Genomic DNA, 18,860 nt, shown 5'->3' with positions numbered 1-18,860 from the left:
AGTATTGTTATTGTTTAAATAGTCATGTTTGCTGCAAGCAGCAAAGATGACTATTGATAATTATTTTGTGCCGAAAATCTTATCTCCAGCATCACCTAAACCCGGTAATATATAACCCGCGTCGTCTAAGCGATCATCAACAGAAGCGGTATAAAGTTCAACATCCGGATGTGCTTTCTCTAATGCTGCTACACCTTCTGGTGCCGCAACTAAGACCAGTGCTTTAATGTTGGTAGAACCACGCTCTTTTAGTAAATCGATGGTTGCTACCATCGAGCCGCCAGTGGCAAGCATTGGATCAATGACCAGTGCTAGACGCTCTTCAATTTGGCCGGCTAACTTTTCAAAGTAAAATACAGGTTCTAGGGTTTCCTCGTTACGGTACATGCCAACAACCGAAATACGCGCACTAGGAATAAGCTCTAGAACACCGTCCATCATGCCTAAGCCCGCACGTAAAATAGGCACAACAGTAACTTTTTTGCCTTTGATTTGTTCTACTTCTATTTCACCATTCCAACTATTAATTGTTGTGCTTTCAACGGCCATATTTTTGGTGGCTTCATAGGTGAGTAGACAGCCAACTTCAGAGGCAAGTTCGCGAAATCGCTTGGTGCTAATATCAGCTTCACGCATTAAGCCAAGTTTGTGTTTAATTAGGGGATGCTTTACTTCAATTACGCTCATCTTTTACTCCAAAACTCGATGAAAAAACTATTTTTGCATATTATATGTTATCTCTGCACTTATGTACTTAACTGCGATGAAAAAAATAATTCAGACTTGTTGTTGATCAATAAAATGCTTTGCTGCAGGTATGACGTGCATTCGTTCAATATAAGGTGAAAAATCAATATTGAAGGCGTTAACGTGTTGTCGATTGACGGTAATTAGCTGTGCTTTAGTTGGTAATGGGGTTTTACTGAGCAGCACAATGATATTTTTATAATCATTAAAATCAATTAATGAAATATGTAAATTTAAGCACCGTAGTTTCGTTAATAGCTCGGTTAGCTGCTCAGCATTGCTATTAACGCTTACTAAGGCACAACCTGTTGGGGTTAACTTTTTTGACAAGTTCAGATAAAAAGTGCTGCTAAATAATGCTTTAGGAGACTGCTCTTGTTGATAAATATCACACAGGATAATGTCAAAAGTGCTTTTGGTTTTTGCTAAAAAAGACTCAGCAGTTTCAGCAATGGCAAGTACGCTATCCGGTAAATTAAAGTAGCGTTTTGCCATTGTTATGATCTCAGCTTGTTGTTCAATAGCAGTGATATCAAAAGTATAATGATGAGTTAATGCTCGCTCTAAGCCGCCAGCACCTAAACCCAAATTCAAGATACTTTTGGCTTTACTTTGCCATAAGGTAAATATCAGCAGAGCTTGTGGAATCGCTAATAATATTGTCTCAGGTTGAGCTTTTGCCATAATGGCTTGCACAGCGTCGCCGCCTAAAGTGAACCAACGATATTGAGCGTTTTCGAATACTCGACATATTTGTTTTTCGAGTTTTTGTTGAAAAATCACTTCCCCTTCTAATTGGAGTAGTTGTGTGGCACTGAGCATAGTTTTCAACTTTGGCTAATTGATGACGAGATAAGTGTAATTTAATGTTTTTGAAAGGCAATCAGTAATTTTTATTAAATTAGCCATTCCAGCGTTTGAAGTCAATCGACAACTAAAATGTTGTTTAGCTATTTTATCTTTACACAACAATCAAGTATGCTTAAATTATCGGCACATTATCAGCACGTAAGTTAAGGCAGTTGTTAAATTTATGGTGACGCAATCATTATTATGGCAATCACAGCAGCAGTCATCAGACTTTGCTGAGCTTTGTAATGCGCTTTATGAACGCGAGCTGGTAAAATTAGCTAGTGATGAGCAATCACTACTGAGTGGTTTACAAGCAAAAATTAACAGTTTGCCTCATTATGTTAAACGTACGGCATTTGCTTTATTAAATGCTCAAAGTCCGCTTGAGCTAGACGTACAAAATGCTAGCTGGTCTGCTAAACAGGCAAGTATCTCACCTTCAACAAGTCAATTAATGGCTTATGATAATAATGTTATCTCATGGTACAGAGAGCAAGCATTAGTACATGGTTTAGTGGTTCCTATTGCACTAAAACAAAAAATTGTGCTTGATTGTATTGATAGAGTTGATGTCAAACGACAACGATTTCGTACTAATGTCTATGGTTGGTTTAATTTAACCGATAATGCCTTAAAAAAGGTTATTGAGCCGATGAATGCGAATTTACTTAAGCCGACTAAAAAAGTGATGACAGCAGCATGCGCAGGGCATTGCTGGCAAAACAATCAAAAAGTGCAGCCATCAATGCCGTCACTTCGAGAACTGTTGCTGTCTTGCACAATTAATTGGCGTAATTTCAAACAACCAAGAACAAATATTGCCCACAATTGATTTTTAAATCTTGTTGGGTGTTTACAGCAGACGGTACGCATTTATAATAGCGTACTGATATATCTTCGATAGCGACGTTAAATATTTTATGCGGCTGATCACGGCAGTTTTACTACTTTTTTTACTCCTTTTGCAATACCGACTGTGGTTTGGTAAAAATAGTGTGCCTGATTATATGGCATTGGAAGAAGAGGTTACCCGACAGTTAGCTAATAATAATAAGCTTAAGCAGCGCAATAAATTACTTTATGCCGATACCGATGATCTAAAGTCGGGCACTGAAGCGATTGAAGAACGTGCTCGCCATGAACTTGGTATGATCAAGCAAGGCGAGACATTTTTCCGGGTCATCCCTAACGATGATGGTGATAATAAGGAACGATTGCGATAATGAGCAATTCACTTGGGCAATATACCGTAGTAGTGCCCGCTGCAGGTGTTGGTAAGCGTATGCTGTCATCTTGTCCAAAACAATACTTAACCATTGAAAATAGAACCATCTTAGAGCATACCGTACAGCGCTTACTCAGCCATGAAGCCATTGCTCATATTATTATTGCTTTAGGTGAGAATGATGAATATTTTCCAACTACGTCACTGATAAATAATAAAAATATTACCTGTGTTGTTGGCGGCAAAGAACGTGTGGACTCGGTACTCGCAGGCTTAAGCTATTTAAATGGTAATGAAGAGCACTGGGTGTTAGTGCATGATGCTGCTAGACCTTGTGTTAAACATCAAGATTTGACGCAATTAATATCATACTGTCTTGCGCATGATCATGGTGCGATATTGGCCTGCCCAGTTCGCGATACCATGAAGCAAGCTAACCATGAGCAGCTAGTCGCAACCACTTTAGATCGTAGCCAAATGTGGCATGCCCTAACACCGCAAATGTATAAAACTGCGGAATTAAGCACAGCGATAACCTCGGCTCTAACAAAAGGTATCGCTATTACGGATGAATCATCAGCGATGGAAGCCTCAGGTTATGCTAGCGGTTTAGTTAACGCGAGTAGTGACAATATTAAAATTACTCAGCCAGAAGATTTGTTTCTTGCTGAATTTATTCTTAACCAACAAAAAAGTAATTTATCATCAGAGGCAATATGCGAATAGGGCACGGTTTTGACGTTCATAAATTTGGCGGTGCAGGGCCATTAGTTTTAGCGGGGGTTGCTATTCCTTATGAATTTGGTTTTGTTGCACACTCTGATGGCGATGTGGCGATTCATGCTTTATGTGATGCCATTTTAGGGGCATTATGTTTGGCTGATATTGGCAATCACTTCCCAGATACCGATGGTCAATATAAAAATATATCGAGTGGTATTTTATTACGTCATGTCGTTGGCTTAATGCAAGAAAAAGGTTATTGCCTTGGTAATGCAGATATAACTATTTGCGCACAAGCGCCAAAGGTTGCACCACACTTGATGGCAATGCGAAGATGTTTAGCTCAAGACTTACAAGCCGACATCGAGCAAGTTAATGTTAAAGCAACAACGACTGAAAAACTTGGTTATGTTGGCCGTAAAGAAGGCGTATCAGTGCATGCAGTGGTATTACTAAATAAGGCTACTAACTTAAGTAAATCTGTTGATGCAAGTGAATTAACGTTCGAAAATCGCTCAGTAGCAAATGATAACTTAGAGAAAGAAGTTAGTGCTGAATGCGAGAGCAGCTCTGTTACCCAAGTGAATGAAAGTCTTAATATCCGTACTCAAGCAGAAAAAGAACTAGTAACGGCAGAAACCTCTGAGCCAGTTAAGGAACCCGTCGTCAGTGCCTTACCTGCATTTACTTACTTATATGGTCAACCCATTTCTAGTGGTTTACTGCGCAGTAAAAAAGCTGATTTTAAAGTTTTTGAACAAATTCCTTTTTTGCCTTGTGGTGAAGGCGAACACCTTTTTATTCATCTTCGTAAAACCGGTGCTAATACGGCATTTGTTGCTAAACAACTAGCGCAATATTTTTCGGTCAAAGAGTCTTTGGTTTCTTATGCTGGCTTAAAGGATCGCTTTGCCGTAACAGAACAATGGTTTGGTGTGCATGTGCCAGGTAAGCAAGTTTATGACTTAAGTGATCTCGACATCGAAGGCGTTGAGGTACTGTCTTATAAACGTCATAACAAAAAGCTACGTATTGGTGGTTTAGACGGCAACCGATTTGAAATTACTTTACGTGATGTTACTGAAATTGACGAATTAGTTCGACGCTGGCATGTGGTGAGTAACCATGGTGTACCTAATTATTTTGGTGAGCAACGCTTTGGCATTAATGGTGGCAATATCGCAAAAGCATTGAGTTTGTTTTCAGGTCGTAAAGTTAACGATAAGAAAAAGCGTGGCATGTACTTATCCGCAGCACGTTCGTTAATCTTTAACCAAGTGATCAGCCAGCGTATTGAGCAAGAAAAATTTGAGTCATTACTTAATGGTGATGTAGTAATGTTGGCCGGCACACAGTCAGTATTTTTAGCTGATAGTATTGAGCAAAGCTTAATCGATAGACATTTAAATCACGACGTAGATATAACGGCTCCTATGTGGGGCGCAGGTGAGTTAATGACAACCAAGCAGGCGTTAACATTTGAACAAAATGTTGCAGAGCAACTGCCAGAGTTTTCTCAGGGTCTACCGCGTTTTGGTTTAAAACAAGAGCGTCGTCGTATTCGTTTGCTGATGAAAGAGCCGAAAATTGATATTGAGAATGACATTGTTACTTTATCTTTTTTCTTACCTGCTGGCGCTTATGCTACAACCATTATGCGCGAATTAATTAATTATACTGATATGACTGAACGAGTCGATGTATCTTCAAAGCTAACAACTGATAGTGAATCAAGACAAAAAGGCCAGTCATGAGAATATTATTGAGTAATGATGACGGTGTTAATGCCGAAGGTATTAAAGTACTTTTTGATGAGTTAGCAAAAGTATTTGATGTTACGGTGGTCGCGCCAGATAGAAATTGTAGTGGCGCAAGTCATTCGTTAACATTATTAAATCCGTTACGGGCGCAAGTATTAGAAAATGGCTTTATTGCTGTAAACGGCACACCAACAGATTCAGTACACTTAGGTGCGACACAGTTAATACAAGGACAGCTTGATTTGGTGGTTGCTGGCATTAATCATGGTGCTAATTTAGGTGATGATACGATATATTCTGGTACAGTAGCGGCGGCAACAGAAGGCCGCCATTTAGGTATGCCTGCAATAGCGGTATCATTAGTATCTAAATCACCAGAACATTTTCAAACTGCAGCGGTTGTTACCGCTAAATTTATTGAGCGCTTGCAGCTGCACCCATTGCCAAGTGATCAAATTATTAATATCAATGTACCAGATTTACCCTTAAATGAATTAAAAGGCATTCAAGTTACTCGTTTAGGTCATCGCCATAAAGCGGAAACGATGACGAAAATGAAAGACCCTTGGCAACGTGATATTTATTGGTATGGTCCTCTAGGGCAAGAGCTTGATGCAGGTGTTGGCACTGATTTTAATGCCGTAGCCAATGGTTATGCGTCAATTACCCCGTTGACTATCGATATGACCGCTTATAAAAGCATGGCACAAATGACAGAATGGATTAATGAACTTTCACTATGAAACAAAGTACTATCAACGCCAGACTCGGCAGTAGTATCGGCGGGAAGTCGAGTCGCAGTGGCGAAATACTAGCGCAAAAACTATTGCTTGAAGGCATCCGAAATCAACAAGTATTACAAGCTATAGCTCGTTCACCACGACATATTTTTGTGCCTGAAATTTTAGCGCACAAAGCTTATGACAATACCGCGTTACCGATTGGCCAAGGACAAACCATATCGCAACCTTATATTGTCGCTAAAATGTCAGAGCTTTTACTTGCTGATGGCGTGCCTGACAGTATTTTAGAAATAGGTACCGGCTCGGGTTATCAAACCTCTATTTTAGCGCAGTTAACGACTAAGGTTTTTTCTGTTGAACGTATCAAGTCATTGCAATGGCAGGCCAAGCGTCGATTACGTAGCATGGATTTACATAATATTGCTATGAAGCATGGTGATGGTTGGCAAGGTTGGCATAGTAAAGCACCATTTCAAGCCATTATTGTTACCGCAGCTCCCTCTAAGGTACCTGCTGCGCTATTAGAACAGCTTGCTGATGGTGGCCGGTTAATTATTCCCGTTGGTGAGCAAAGCCAAATTTTAAAATTAATTACCCGCCATGGCGATGAGTTCAAAGAACAGCAAATTGAAGCTGTTCGCTTTGTTCCTCTGGTTCCTGGCGCTTTAGGATAGTTTGTGAAAATATTTTCTGCGCTATATGAATGGACACTAAAATGGGCTGAGCATAAATTTGCACCCAGAATTCTCGCGTTATTGACCTTTGCTGAATCCGTTTTTTTTCCTATTCCCCCTGATGTTTTACTTGCTCCTATGGTACTAGCGCAGCGTGAGAAAGCATGGAAATTTGCCACGTTGACAACCGTAGCATCAGTTATCGGGGGGATCGTCGGCTATGGTTTAGGCTATATGATGTTTGAACCTTGGATCCAACCTTTGATCACCGAATTTGGTTACCAAGCTAGATTTGACAAAGCCATGCTTTGGTTTAGTGAGTGGGGGGTATGGGTAGTATTTATTGCCGGTTTCTCTCCTATTCCGTATAAACTGTTTACCGTCAGTGCTGGCTTTTTACACATGGCTTTTCTACCTTTTTTATTAGCATCAGCTATTGGTCGCGGTATGCGATTTTTCTTAGTCGCAGGAGTTATTCGTTGGGGCGGAGCCCCGATGGAACAAAAAATTAGACAGTGGGTTGATGTCTTAGGTTGGCTTGTCGTTAGCGCCATTGTTATTGCTTATATTGCCACACGATAAAGGATGTTTTGCTGGTTATGACGAAATGGTTACCAGGTAGCTTAATTAATAGAAATAACTTATTAGTACTAATAATAATATTAGTACTTAATGGTTGTTCTAGTCGTAGTAAACCAGCACCAGTGGTTGATGTTCAGGGCTCACTTCCATTGAGTCAGCGCATTAAGAACAGTGTTACTGGAAGTGAATATATAGTCAAAAAAGGTGAAACATTATACTCAATAGCATGGCGTGCTGATGTCGATGTTCGCACCTTAGCGACTATCAATAACATTAAAGCCCCCTACAATATTTATCCTCAGCAAAAATTGTTTTTAAGCAATAATTATAGCAAGCCAAGTCAAAGCAAGCGTAAGAGTAAAAGCTTTAATCCATCAAAACAAAAAGTTATAAAAAAACCTATTGCACAGAAGAAAAAGCAGGAGTATGGTGGAAATGTAGCTGGACAAAAAACAAGCAAGAAAGCTCAGCAACAAAATAACACCTTTTCACAAAAAGTAAGAGGGTGGCGGTGGCCAGCAACTGGAAAAGTTATTCATAAGTTTTCCACTGCAAAGCAAGGAAATAAAGGAATCGACATTGCGGGGCGACGCGGTGATTCGGTAAAAGCAACTGCAGACGGTAAAGTAGTTTATGCCGGTGATGCGTTACAAGGATACGGTAAGTTAGTCATAGTTAAACATAACGATGATTATCTTAGTGCTTATGCTCATAACGATCGTATTTTAGTTAAAGAGCAGCAGGTTGTAAAAGCCGGTCAAGTGATTGCCAAAATGGGAGATACTGACGCTGAAAGAGTCATGCTTCATTTTGAAGTTCGCTTTCGCGGAAAATCAGTCAATCCAATGAAGTATTTGCCGAAATAAAAATAAAAAGTTATAAAAAATAAATAAATTGGAGTCAAAGTGAATGTTTAGTCAGTAAGTAAATTTAGCAATTGCTAATAGCGGAGAGATAACATGGGCATAAAAAAACAAATAGAATGTTCTGATGTTGCAGAGAAAGACAAACCCAAAAAAACCAAGGCAGACACGCCTGAAGGTAGTCATTCTAACTTAGATGCAACGCAAATATATTTAAGTGAAATCGGTTTTTCTCCATTACTAACTGCAGAAGAAGAAGTCTACTATTCTCGCCTAGCACTGAAAGGTGATGAAGCATCTCGTAAACGAATGATAGAAAGTAATCTTCGTTTAGTCGTAAAAATTGCACGTCGTTATAATAACCGTGGTTTACCGCTTTTAGATCTTATTGAAGAAGGTAACTTAGGTTTGATCCGCGCGGTTGAAAAGTTCGATCCTGAGCGAGGCTTCAGATTTTCGACTTATGCAACTTGGTGGATACGTCAAACCATTGAACGTGCCATTATGAATCAAACCCGCACCATTCGATTACCTATTCATGTAGTGAAAGAGTTGAATATTTATTTGCGTACGGCGCGTGAACTAGTACAAAAGCTGGACCACGAACCTACCGCTGAAGATATTGCCTTTGAGCTTGATGTACCGGTAGAAGATGTCAGTAAAATGCTACGTTTAAATGAACGCATTGCTTCAGTTGACTCACCATTTGGTGGCGATGGTGAAAAAGTTTTATTAGATGTTATTCCTGATGAAAAAGCCGGTGGTCCAGAAACGAAGTTACAAACGCATGATATTAAGCATAGTATTGTTGATTGGTTAAATGAGCTGAACTCTAAACAGCGTGAAGTATTAGCAAGACGCTTTGGTTTGCTTGGCTATGAAGCGGCAACATTAGAAGATGTTGGTGTTGAAATCGGTTTAACCCGTGAACGTGTGCGCCAAATCCAAGTTGAAGCGTTAAAACGATTACGTGATATTCTTAGTCAGCAGAATCTATCTATAGAAGCACTATTTCAGGTTTAAAAAGCAGCTATAGTATCTTTAACAAAATCAGTTAGTAAAGAAAAAACCAGCAAATGCTGGTTTTTTCTTTACTGTTATTTTTCTACAGTAGCTCTTTAAATTTATATAATAAATCTAGCGCCATTTTAGGGCTTAGATCATTCACCTCTATTGCACTTAACTCATCAATGACAGGATGATTCGTTTCCATCAACGATAATTGTTCAAAAGCTTGAGGCTCATTATTCATGATTGAAGGTGCTTGCATACTTTCAAGTTCATGTAAGCGTTGCTTGGCTCGTTGAATAACGCTCTTTGGTACACCGGCAAGCTGGGCAACTTGTAAACCAAAACTTTTACTTGCCGCTCCCTCTTGTACCGTGTGCATAAAGACTATACTGTCACCATGTTCAACGGCATCAAGGTGAACATTCGCTAATGTATCAATTTGCTCAGCCAATAATGTAAGTTCAAAATAATGACTCGCAAAAAGCGTAAAGGCTTTGGTTTTTATCGCTAACATTTCAGCACAAGCCCATGCTAGAGATAAACCGTCATAGGTACTGGTGCCTCGGCCAATTTCATCTAACAAGACTAAACTTTTGTTGGTGGCATTATGCAAAATATTTGCCGTTTCAGTCATTTCAACCATAAAGGTTGAACGACCACTGGCCAAATCATCAGAAGCGCCAATGCGGGTGAAAATTCTATCCACCATACCTATTTGGGCAGCACTTGCCGGTACATAGCAACCAATATGGGCAAGTAATACAATTAAGGCCGTTTGGCGCATATAAGTTGATTTACCGCCCATATTAGGGCCGGTAATAATTAACATTTTTCGACTATCGGTTAATACCACCGGATTGGCAATAAAAGGCTCAGATGTCATTTGTTCAACAACAGCATGACGACCAGCTTCGATATTAATACCGCTCGCCTCTTGTAACAGCGGTTTAATATAATTTAACGTATCGGCACGTTCTGCAAAGGTATTAAGTACATCAACTTCAGAGAGTGCTTGTGCCAGTAACTGTAATTTTTCTAGCTCAGGCAATATCTGGTCAAACAATGCTTCGTACAAACGCTTCTCAAGTGCGAGAAACTTACTTTGGGCAGATAATACTTTTTCTTCGTGTTGTTTTAACTCATTGGTAATGAAGCGTTCATTATTTTTTAAGGTTTGGCGACGAATGTAATCATCGGGTACATCCATCGCAGAGGTGCGACTCATCTCAATGAAGAAACCGTGTACTTTATTGTAACCGACTTTCAGAGATTGAATGCCGGTTCGAGCTTTTTCACGGGCTTCTAATTGCGCGAGAAATTCTGTTGCACCATCGCTTAAATCACGCAGTATGTCTAATTCTTCATTATAACCCGGCGCAATAACACCTCCGTCACGGATCAATACCGGTGGGTTTTCGACAATGGCACTTTCTAATAATGCCTGAGTCGTCGGTAATGGCTGACACTGGCTGATTAACGTGGCTAAGTGTACTTGTGTGCAACTTGCCATTAATGTTTGTAGCTCAGGTAAAGCCATTAAGGCATTTCGTAAGCGAGCAAAATCTCGCGGACGGGCAGAACGCAAAGCAATACGGGCAACAATTCGCTCAATATCACCAAACTGTTTTAAATTGCTATTCAGTTCAAACGATAAGTCTTGCTGTAATATTTCTTCAATGGCATTTTGGCGATTATTTAACGTGTTAATATCGCGTAAGGGAAAATGCAGCCAACGTTTTAATAGTCTTGAGCCCATTGGTGTTGCGGCTTTATCTAGAATAGCAGCGAGGGTATTTTCGCTGCCACCTTGTAGGTTTTGTGTTAATTCTAAATTGCGGCGGGTAGCGGCGTCGAGGATCACGGCACTTGATGCACTTTCGCCAATAATTGCTCTGATATGTGGTAATGCCGTGCGTTGGCTATCTTTGACATATTGAAATAAACAACCAGCTGCAGCAATACCTAACGGTTTATCTTCAACGCCAAAGCCAGATAATGACTGAGTGCCAAACTGCTTATTAAGTAAAACTTTGCTGGTTTCTAAATCAAACTCCCAATCAGGACGTCGGCGTAAACCTTTATGGCCAGTGATAATATTATTAGCTGCTAATGATTCTGGGTATAATAATTCTGCTGGTGATAAACGTTGCAACTCAGCTTGTACTTGTTCTTCTGTTCGTGGCTCTACCAACACAAAGCGGCCACTGGTCATATCTAAATAAGCTAGGCCAAAACCTTGTGTTGTTTGATGTACAGCAACAATTAAATTATCTTTTCTGTCGGTCAATAGCGCTTCATCACTGACCGTACCAGGCGTAACTACGCGCACGACTTTGCGCTCAACAGGGCCTTTACTGGTCGCTGGATCACCTATTTGTTCACAGATAGCGACAGACTCGCCTAGTTGAACTAACTTAGCTAGGTAACCTTCAACTGCATGATAAGGAACCCCAGCCATTGGAATTGCATTACCGCCGGTTTTTCCTCGAGCAGTTAATGATATATCAAGTAAATCGGATGCTTTTTTCGCATCATCAAAGAATAATTCATAAAAATCCCCCATACGATAAAAAATTAGAATATGTGGAAACTCTGCCTTTATAGTCAGGTATTGACGCATCATCGGGGTGTGAGTTGAAAGGTCTTGCGTTATTGTTGTCATTGAAATGCCGGAACTCAAAAATTTATGAAAAGATTAATTACCTAGATTATGCCACAAGGCACATTATCAAATCTTTCTATTTTTAATAAAATGTTCAACAAGTTAGCCGAATAAAAACTACTGTATAATAACTGTAAATTGCTTAAGTAACTTTTTTTTCAAGAATCATGAAAAGTTACTAACTAATAATAAGTTGTTATTTTTCAATACTTAAAAAGTATCATCTGTTATATTTTTATGCGATTATAAAATAAATTAATAAAAAACTTGATACTGTACGACCATACAGTATACTTGCTTCATTAAAACGAGTTAAGCACCTAAATCATCGTGGAGCATTTTATGAACGATAACAAAGAAAAAGCATTATCAGCTGCCTTAAGCCAAATCGAACGTCAATTCGGTAAAGGTTCAATTATGAAGTTAGGTGATAATCGCAGCATGGATGTTGAAACTATTTCAACGGGTTCATTAGGTTTAGATATCGCACTGGGTGCTGGTGGTTTGCCGCTTGGACGTGTTGTCGAAATTTACGGTCCAGAATCAAGTGGTAAAACCACATTAACACTGGAAGTTATTGCAGAAGCACAGCGCAATGGTAAGGTTTGTGCCTTTGTTGATGCTGAGCATGCTCTCGACCCAATTTATGCTGAAAAACTCGGTGTAAATATTAATGAGTTATTAGTTTCTCAGCCTGATACCGGTGAGCAAGCGCTTGAGATTTGTGACATGTTAACACGCTCAGGTGCTATCGATATTATCGTTGTTGACTCGGTTGCTGCTTTAACACCAAAAGCTGAAATTGAAGGCGATATGGGCGACTCACATATGGGTTTACAAGCTCGTATGCTTTCACAAGCGATGCGTAAGTTAACGGGTAACCTTAAACAATCGAACACGATGATTATTTTCATTAACCAAATTCGTATGAAAATTGGTGTTATGTTTGGTTCACCAGAAACTACCACCGGTGGTAATGCGTTAAAATTCTACGCCTCTGTACGTTTAGATATTCGCCGTATTGGTGCGGTTAAAAATGGTGATGAAATAGTCGGTAACGAAACCCGTGTTAAAGTGGTTAAGAACAAAATTGCGCCACCATTTAAACAAGTTGAATTTCAAATTTTGTATGGCGAAGGTATTAACAGCTTAGGTGAGTTGGTTGACTTAGGTGTTAAGCATGAAATGGTTGAAAAAGCGGGTGCTTGGTATAGCTATAAAGGCGATAAAATTGGCCAAGGTAAAGCAAATGCTGCTAAGCATTTGAAAGAAAACCCTGAAATAGCCAAAGAGATCGATACGCGCTTACGTGAGTTATTATTATCAAAAAATAAAGTGGTTGAAGTAACAGATAAAGTTGAAGCACCAGCTAAATAAATAGACTAGCGTTTGTTTATAATGAAGCCACTGTAAAGTGGCTTTTTTTATTGGAGTTTTTCAATAAACAATCTTGTGAGAGTTTAAATGAGTCGAGTTTTTAAAGTCTATTTAACTTGCTATGATGGCTGGAGGCTAAATTCGGCTTTTAATATGATAATTCTAAGGTTTTTCATTGTTAAACAATCATTCTCATTTTTCCTTACTCGAACTTTACCTTAGCCAAGCTGATAACTTTTCTTGGGTTATTGCCACTATAGTAAATAAAGCCGGCTCAAGTTACCGCTCTCCTGGTGCGATCATGCTAATTAATAGCTTAGGGCAAACGCATGGTTTAGTCAGCGGTGGTTGTTTAGAAGCTAATATCGTTTTACATGCTAAAAAGGTCTTTGATAATCAGCAAGCACATTATGTTGAATATGATATGCGTGAAGACGATGGTTACGCAGCAGAGCTAGGGGTTGGCTGTAAAGGTAAAATTGGCGTTTTACTACAATTTATCACTGCAGAGCATCAAACCTTATTATTAAGCCTTTATCAGCGCATGAAAAAGGGACAAGTGAGTTATCTACAACAAACATTTTCATCTCCGGAGCCGCAGTCGTTAAATGAACTCAGTTTATTTGGTTGTGAAGGTGAGTTGTTAATAACTACTGATAAAAACAATACTCAAAGTAAAAATACAGCACTAAGTCAAATGATAAAGCAGGGCGATACCCATGCTAATTTCTTAATGGTGAGAACTGAACTTTCACTGACAAAAATCTCTGCGCCAATAAATTTGTGGGTTTTTGGTGGTGGTTTAGATGCTGCACCATTAGTGTCAATGGCAGCCCAAATGGGCTGGCGAGTTACTGTCGTCGATCACCGCTCTAGTTATGCTCGGCAAAGTGTATTTAGGCATGCCAGTCATATTATTCGCGTTCACCCTGATAACTTTGCACAACAAGGGTTATTTCAGCAAATGGATGCCGCGGTTTTAATGACCCATAATTTAAACTTAGATGCTGCTTGGTTGAGATTACTGCATGAAACGAATGTTGCAAAATATATTGGTTTATTAGGACCGCTTGAACGACGTGGTAATGTTGAGGCTTTAAGTCATATTCAAGATAGCGCTTGGTTACTGCAACAGGTGAATGGTCCTGTTGGTTTTGATATTGGTGGTGAGTTACCAGAATCGATTGCTTTGTCTATTTTGGCGCAATGTCATAGTGTTTTACATCATCGTAGCGGTTTAGCATTATCAGGTAAATTCATTAACAGTTGAGCTAATGTGTAAAGAGCAAATTGTTCGACTTAGTCCTTTAGTCTAGTTTGAGTTTATTATCATTGCAGTTTTCTATGATATGGTTACCTTGTTAAGGTTAACCAACGAGCAAAAACATCGTTGGGACAAATTAAAAGATCATTAATCTAAATGTTAGGTTAGAAAATAAAATGACATCAAATACTAAGCTCATCATTGCTGATGACCATCCACTTTTTAGGCAAGCACTGGCACTAATGCTTAAATCTAGTTTTGTTTGCTCTTCTCTACTTGAAGCAGAAACCATACCCGAATTAGAAGAGCAGTTAGCCACTACTACTGATATTGACCTGATCTTACTCGATCTTGATATTCCTGGAGCTCAAGGTTTTAATACCTTAGGTCGAATTCGTCAACTTTATCCAGAAATTGGTGTGGTGATTATTTCAGGTTTTGAAGAGCTTGATACCATTCGCAAAGCCATGAGTTTAGGCGCAGCCGGTTTTATTCCAAAATCGACCCCTGTGCCTGAAATGATTAAAGCGATTAATGACGTTATTCAAGGTAAATTATGGACGCCTCATGGTGATTATAATCCTGATGAACAAGTGACGGAGCAGCAAGATAAACTCGCTTCGTTGACCCCACAACAGCACAAAATATTGCTGATGTTTGCCGAAGGCTTACTTAACAAGCAAATTGCTTATGAACTGGGGTTGTCAGAGTCAACCATTAAAAGTCATGCCAGTACCATCTTTTTAAAACTTGGGGTGAAAAGTCGTACACAAGCAGTGATTTTATTAAATGAACGCCAGCAAGCGAACGCATCTTTTACTTAATATCAGCCTAAGGCCGTTGCCCTTGTCTTACTTTATTTTCTTACTTTATGGTTTTATTTTAAGACAATGGGATAAAAAGCTGCGCTAAGCAGCACAGCTTTTATTAAATTAGCTCACCGGTGATTATTTTACTGTATCGTTTAAAGCCTCATACCACCTGACTTCCTCTAAACCAGTTTTGTGTACGGTTAATAATATAAACTAAAGACAACATAACCGGAACTTCCACCAAGACACCAACCACGGTTGCGAGTGCAGCGCCTGAGTGTAAGCCAAAAAGCGATATTGCTACTGCAACAGCCAACTCAAAGAAGTTAGACGTACTTATCAAACATGCAGGTGCTGCGATGTTATGTGGTAGCTTCATCCATTTAGCGGCAACGTAGGCAATCATAAAAATAGCATAGGTTTGGATCATCAGAGGAATAGCAATTAAGCCAATGGTTTCTGGCTCAGATATAATGGTATTTGCTTGAAAGCCAAACAATAGCACTACGGTTGCTAACAAGCCAATAACCGAGCAAGGTTTTAACCGTGATAATAAATGCTTTAATGACGGTTGACCATGACGGTTATTCAGTATTTTTCGAGTTAATATGCCGGCAATGAGTGGCAGTAATACGTAGAGTAGTACTGATATTAATAAAGTTTCCCATGGTACTTGTATGTTACTAACACCCAGTAAAAATGCAGATATTGGCGCAAAAGCGAAAATCATGATCACGTCATTTACCGACACTTGCACTAAGGTATAGTTTGGATCGCCTTTAGTTAACTGTGACCAAACAAATACCATTGCTGTACAAGGGGCTACACCCAGTAGAATCATACCTGCAATGTATTCTTGTGCTGATGCGGGGTCAACTAAATCAGCAAAAATAAAATTAAAAAATAACCAACCTAAACCGGCCATGGTAAAAGGTTTAATCAACCAATTGATAACAATGGTCAGCACTAACCCCCGAGGGTTTTTACCAACATCTTTTATTGCTGAAAAATCGATTTGCACCATCATCGGATAAATCATCACCCAGATAAACACCGCAACAACAATATTAACGTGCGCAACTTCAAAACCTGCTATTGCTTGAAATGCCTCAGGTTGCCATAAACCTAAAACCACACCAAGGGCTATGCTCAAGCCAACCCAAACTGATAAATAACGCTCGAAAATACCCATAGTTAAATCCTGTTTATCCATTAAATAATTATTTGCAGAAACTCGTACAATGAACTCTTTTTTGCATGCCAGCTAAATGTTCAACATCATTACTGAACAAAATAACGAGTTCGGTGTATAATAAATATTATATATATGTTTTTTCATATGTATAGTTTTAATCATTAGAAACCTGAAAACACTATAGTTAATGCAAGTTGTTTATATTGAGGTCGTTTAGTTTACGCAATAAGCAGGACGATCAGCCGTTATAAACCAAGATGCTTATCAATTTGTTTATAACGGCTTAGAAAAATAGGGGGTGTGGTGAAGTTAACATTCTCTAAATAGTGGAACCCTAAGAAAAGTCGTATGTTCTGAGCATAAATTAATAAATGAGGTTGCCGCGAATCGGGTAGTTTTCTTGGTTACGAACAAAGTTTAAACCTCTTACAATAACAGCTAATTCAGGACGTAAAAATGGCGTGTTAGAAATATTAATGGCCTGTAAAAGACCTTGTTCATTGATCACAAACAGTCCTGGTTCGGCGAAGTTATGCTCAGTTTCTTGTTCAGAACGTGGTGTTGAAATATAAAGTCCTAATTGCTGCATTTGCTGCTCGGTTAAACCGTAAGCAATAGGATAGGTTATTGTTAGCTGGTCCATACTCTCTTCAAGTTGTGCTTTCGAGTCAGCTGAAATAGCGGATACGCTGATACCGATAGCTTTTAATGCTGCTTGATGTGTTTCGAGTAAATTTAAATAGCGCAGACACAATGGACAATGCTTACCTCTATACACCACTAGCATTTGCCAATCAGCATCGCCGTGTGCTTTGCCCATATTCGTGATGGTGCCATCAAGTTGCGTTGCTTCAATGGTTGGAAACGCTTTTCCTGCTGTTAGTTTTATTGCTTGTATCATAGTGCTCTCTAATAATTTTTGGCTTTGCTTGTTTTGAATGAACGTATAGTGCAATAACGGTGTATAAGGTAATACATCCTAAATTACACCGTTTATGGCGTTTAGTTTATTGATAAAAATTCAGCTTAATATGTAAAGTAGAGTAACGGTTATTTCTTTGCAAAAGCGTTAAATAGTGCACTGAGTGAAATTAATAAAACACTCACAGCAACAACGCCTGGCCATTGGTACATTGCGAATGCTTTTACGCCGATCACGGAGCCCAATGCACCGCCGATATAGTAGCCCAACATGTAAATTCCGTTTATACGGCTTTGTGCGCTTGGGTCAATACTGAATACACGTACCTGATTAGCTACTTGTGCACTAAAAATGGCAAAGTCGATTAAAATAATACCCACAATTAATGCTATTAGGTTGCCAGAAAACACGCCTGTAATTGTGAAACCAATAGCCGCTAGCGCCAATACCATCATAACTAACTTTTTAGATCCTAACGAATTGACCCACTTACCTGAAGATTTGGCACCAATAACGCCAGCTAAGGCAATAATTCCAAATAAACCCGCTTGCTCTGCATTGTAATTAAAGGGAGCATCGCTGATATAAATAGCCAGTGTTGCCCAAAGTACATTGAAGGAGGCGAACCAACATGCACCTGTCAGGGTGAATATTTTTAATGATTTATGTTTCGAAAATAAACTCAAAGTACTTTTAAGTAAGGGCAAGTAACGTAAATTAGTTTGTGGTTTATTGGTCGGTAAAAATATAGACAGTAAGATACCAAATACAACCGCTAAACCGGCAGACATAATAAACACACTACGCCAGCTAAAGTTTTCAGCCATAAATCCACTGACAGTTCTTGATAGTAAAATGCCCACCGTTAAGCCCATCATTAAGGTACCAAGCGTTGCACCTTTTTTGTCGGCAGAGACCATTGAAGCGGCAAATGGAATTAACTGTTGGGTGATATTGGCACTGACACCAATTAAAAATACCGCCACGAGTAATGTCGGCAAGTTTGGTGCTATAACGGCAGCGCTGCAAGCGACAATTAACAAGCCAGACAAAATGTTAATTAAACGTCGACGAGGAATTGAATCTCCTAAAGGCGAAATAAATAACAACGCAAAAGCATAACCCAGTTGCGTTAAGGCTGGGATACTACCGAGTTGCCAATCCGTTAAGCGAAATTCATGGGCAATTAACGGTAAAATCGGTTGGCTGTAATATAGGTTAGCTACTGTTGCCGTTATTGCCGTTGTCATCAGCAATAAAATAAAACGACTTAATGGCTGGTTGTGCTCTGACACATTCATTTCTTTATCTTAGTAAAATAAATCATCTTTGAATGATAGGGTTTATTGATGTATAACAAAAATAATAATATTTTATTGAATCTATATAAAATACGTATAAATGAGTTTTTAATACCGAATGAAGGTTTTAAAACCATTTAAAAGCCG

Annotated in this window: 18 protein-coding genes and 1 pseudogene; 13 read left to right on the top strand and 6 right to left on the bottom strand. The window is 39.1% G+C overall.

The window, feature by feature from the left end; genetic code table 11:
* Positions 1 to 60 precede the first annotated feature (60 nt).
* Positions 61 to 687 (bottom strand): uracil phosphoribosyltransferase, encoded by a 627-nt coding sequence (gene upp, locus FGD67_RS05330; protein WP_257174019.1) that lies wholly within the window; start codon positions 685 to 687, stop codon positions 61 to 63.
* Between the two features lie 90 nt (positions 688 to 777).
* Positions 778 to 1,569, bottom strand: a complete 792-nt coding sequence (locus tag FGD67_RS05325; RefSeq protein ID WP_257174018.1) for a hypothetical protein — start codon at positions 1,567 to 1,569, stop codon at positions 778 to 780.
* A 211-nt stretch (positions 1,570 to 1,780) separates the two neighbouring features.
* On the opposite strand from FGD67_RS05325, the gene FGD67_RS05320 reads away from it, so the two are divergent.
* The 10 genes and pseudogenes from FGD67_RS05320 (at position 1,781) to rpoS (ending at position 9,192) form a co-directional block, all read left to right on the top strand.
* The gene (locus FGD67_RS05320; RefSeq protein WP_257174017.1) at positions 1,781 to 2,431 is read left to right on the top strand and encodes a hypothetical protein; all 651 of its coding nucleotides are present in this window, start codon (positions 1,781 to 1,783) and stop codon (positions 2,429 to 2,431) included.
* A gap of 88 nt (positions 2,432 to 2,519) precedes the next feature.
* Positions 2,520 to 2,822 (top strand): cell division protein FtsB, encoded by a 303-nt coding sequence (gene ftsB, locus FGD67_RS05315; RefSeq protein ID WP_257174016.1) that lies wholly within the window; start codon positions 2,520 to 2,522, stop codon positions 2,820 to 2,822.
* Complete coding sequence (gene ispD, locus FGD67_RS05310; protein ID WP_257174015.1) at positions 2,822 to 3,550, top strand: 2-C-methyl-D-erythritol 4-phosphate cytidylyltransferase; 729 nt, start codon at positions 2,822 to 2,824, stop codon at positions 3,548 to 3,550. The genes ftsB and ispD overlap by 1 nt, the downstream gene beginning before the upstream one ends.
* Positions 3,541 to 4,002 (top strand): annotated as a pseudogene (gene ispF / locus FGD67_RS05305) (2-C-methyl-D-erythritol 2,4-cyclodiphosphate synthase); the annotation flags it as partial. The gene ispD and the pseudogene ispF, both read left to right, overlap by 10 nt.
* Positions 3,982 to 5,301, top strand: coding sequence for a tRNA pseudouridine(13) synthase TruD (gene truD, locus FGD67_RS05300; RefSeq protein WP_257175074.1), 1,320 nt, complete (start codon positions 3,982 to 3,984; stop codon positions 5,299 to 5,301). The pseudogene ispF and the gene truD, both read left to right, overlap by 21 nt.
* A complete protein-coding gene (surE, locus tag FGD67_RS05295) occupies positions 5,298 to 6,050 on the top strand; it encodes a 5'/3'-nucleotidase SurE (protein WP_257174014.1) in 753 nt (250 codons plus the stop codon). Before truD ends, surE begins: the two co-directional genes overlap by 4 nt.
* Entirely contained in the window at positions 6,047 to 6,724 is a 678-nt protein-coding gene (locus tag FGD67_RS05290; protein WP_257174013.1) for a protein-L-isoaspartate(D-aspartate) O-methyltransferase, read from the top strand. The genes surE and FGD67_RS05290 overlap by 4 nt, the downstream gene beginning before the upstream one ends.
* Positions 6,725 to 6,727: 3 nt before the next feature.
* Positions 6,728 to 7,306 (top strand): YqaA family protein, encoded by a 579-nt coding sequence (locus tag FGD67_RS05285; RefSeq protein ID WP_257174012.1) that lies wholly within the window; start codon positions 6,728 to 6,730, stop codon positions 7,304 to 7,306.
* Positions 7,307 to 7,455: 149 nt separating this feature from the next.
* Entirely contained in the window at positions 7,456 to 8,172 is a 717-nt protein-coding gene (locus tag FGD67_RS05280; protein WP_257174011.1) for a peptidoglycan DD-metalloendopeptidase family protein, read from the top strand.
* Positions 8,173 to 8,265: 93 nt separating this feature from the next.
* Positions 8,266 to 9,192, top strand: a complete 927-nt coding sequence (gene rpoS, locus FGD67_RS05275) for an RNA polymerase sigma factor RpoS (RefSeq protein ID WP_257174010.1) — start codon at positions 8,266 to 8,268, stop codon at positions 9,190 to 9,192.
* Between the two features lie 82 nt (positions 9,193 to 9,274).
* On the opposite strand, the gene mutS is transcribed toward rpoS, so the two are convergent.
* Positions 9,275 to 11,842, bottom strand: coding sequence for a DNA mismatch repair protein MutS (gene mutS, locus FGD67_RS05270; protein WP_257174009.1), 2,568 nt, complete (start codon positions 11,840 to 11,842; stop codon positions 9,275 to 9,277).
* A 342-nt stretch (positions 11,843 to 12,184) separates the two neighbouring features.
* Between mutS and recA the strand changes: the two genes are divergently transcribed.
* From recA to FGD67_RS05255, 3 genes are all read left to right on the top strand, one after another.
* Entirely contained in the window at positions 12,185 to 13,219 is a 1,035-nt protein-coding gene (recA, locus tag FGD67_RS05265; RefSeq protein WP_257174008.1) for a recombinase RecA, read from the top strand.
* 175 nt (positions 13,220 to 13,394) lie between these two features.
* Positions 13,395 to 14,489, top strand: a complete 1,095-nt coding sequence (locus tag FGD67_RS05260) for an XdhC family protein (protein WP_257174007.1) — start codon at positions 13,395 to 13,397, stop codon at positions 14,487 to 14,489.
* Between the two features lie 170 nt (positions 14,490 to 14,659).
* Positions 14,660 to 15,307, top strand: coding sequence for a response regulator transcription factor (locus FGD67_RS05255; RefSeq protein WP_257174006.1), 648 nt, complete (start codon positions 14,660 to 14,662; stop codon positions 15,305 to 15,307).
* 148 nt (positions 15,308 to 15,455) lie between these two features.
* On the opposite strand, the gene arsB is transcribed toward FGD67_RS05255, so the two are convergent.
* The 3 genes from arsB to FGD67_RS05240 form a co-directional block, all read right to left on the bottom strand.
* Positions 15,456 to 16,487, bottom strand: coding sequence for an ACR3 family arsenite efflux transporter (arsB, locus tag FGD67_RS05250; RefSeq protein WP_257174005.1), 1,032 nt, complete (start codon positions 16,485 to 16,487; stop codon positions 15,456 to 15,458).
* Positions 16,488 to 16,854: 367 nt separating this feature from the next.
* Positions 16,855 to 17,391 carry a redoxin domain-containing protein gene (locus FGD67_RS05245; protein WP_257174004.1) on the bottom strand — a complete coding sequence of 179 codons (537 nt, stop codon included), beginning with the start codon at positions 17,389 to 17,391 and terminating at the stop codon, positions 16,855 to 16,857.
* Between the two features lie 149 nt (positions 17,392 to 17,540).
* Entirely contained in the window at positions 17,541 to 18,713 is a 1,173-nt protein-coding gene (locus FGD67_RS05240) for an MFS transporter (protein WP_373567846.1), read from the bottom strand.
* Between the last annotated feature and the right edge of the window lie 147 nt (positions 18,714 to 18,860).

Source organism: Colwellia sp. M166 (assembly GCF_024585285.1).
Taxonomy (GTDB): domain Bacteria; phylum Pseudomonadota; class Gammaproteobacteria; order Enterobacterales; family Alteromonadaceae; genus Cognaticolwellia.
The sequence above is the reverse complement of the archived record's forward strand: the minus strand, read 5'-3'. Positions and strand labels throughout refer to the sequence as shown.

Bases quoted from the DNA above. Each gene is read 5' to 3' on its own strand.
- ftsB (WP_257174016.1), top strand. From the start codon at position 2,520: ATGCGGCTGATCACGGCAGTTTTACTACTTTTTTTACTCCTTTTGCAA.
- recA (WP_257174008.1), top strand. From the start codon at position 12,185: ATGAACGATAACAAAGAAAAAGCATTATCAGCTGCCTTAAGCCAAATC.
- FGD67_RS05240 (WP_373567846.1), bottom strand. From the start codon at position 18,713: ATGAATGTGTCAGAGCACAACCAGCCATTAAGTCGTTTTATTTTATTG.
- FGD67_RS05255 (WP_257174006.1), top strand. From the start codon at position 14,660: ATGACATCAAATACTAAGCTCATCATTGCTGATGACCATCCACTTTTT.
- rpoS (WP_257174010.1), top strand. From the start codon at position 8,266: ATGGGCATAAAAAAACAAATAGAATGTTCTGATGTTGCAGAGAAAGAC.
- FGD67_RS05245 (WP_257174004.1), bottom strand. From the start codon at position 17,391: ATGATACAAGCAATAAAACTAACAGCAGGAAAAGCGTTTCCAACCATT.
- FGD67_RS05290 (WP_257174013.1), top strand. From the start codon at position 6,047: ATGAAACAAAGTACTATCAACGCCAGACTCGGCAGTAGTATCGGCGGG.
- upp (WP_257174019.1), bottom strand. From the start codon at position 687: ATGAGCGTAATTGAAGTAAAGCATCCCCTAATTAAACACAAACTTGGC.
- FGD67_RS05320 (WP_257174017.1), top strand. From the start codon at position 1,781: ATGGTGACGCAATCATTATTATGGCAATCACAGCAGCAGTCATCAGAC.
- ispD (WP_257174015.1), top strand. From the start codon at position 2,822: ATGAGCAATTCACTTGGGCAATATACCGTAGTAGTGCCCGCTGCAGGT.
- surE (WP_257174014.1), top strand. From the start codon at position 5,298: ATGAGAATATTATTGAGTAATGATGACGGTGTTAATGCCGAAGGTATT.
- arsB (WP_257174005.1), bottom strand. From the start codon at position 16,487: ATGGGTATTTTCGAGCGTTATTTATCAGTTTGGGTTGGCTTGAGCATA.
- FGD67_RS05325 (WP_257174018.1), bottom strand. From the start codon at position 1,569: ATGCTCAGTGCCACACAACTACTCCAATTAGAAGGGGAAGTGATTTTT.
- mutS (WP_257174009.1), bottom strand. From the start codon at position 11,842: ATGACAACAATAACGCAAGACCTTTCAACTCACACCCCGATGATGCGT.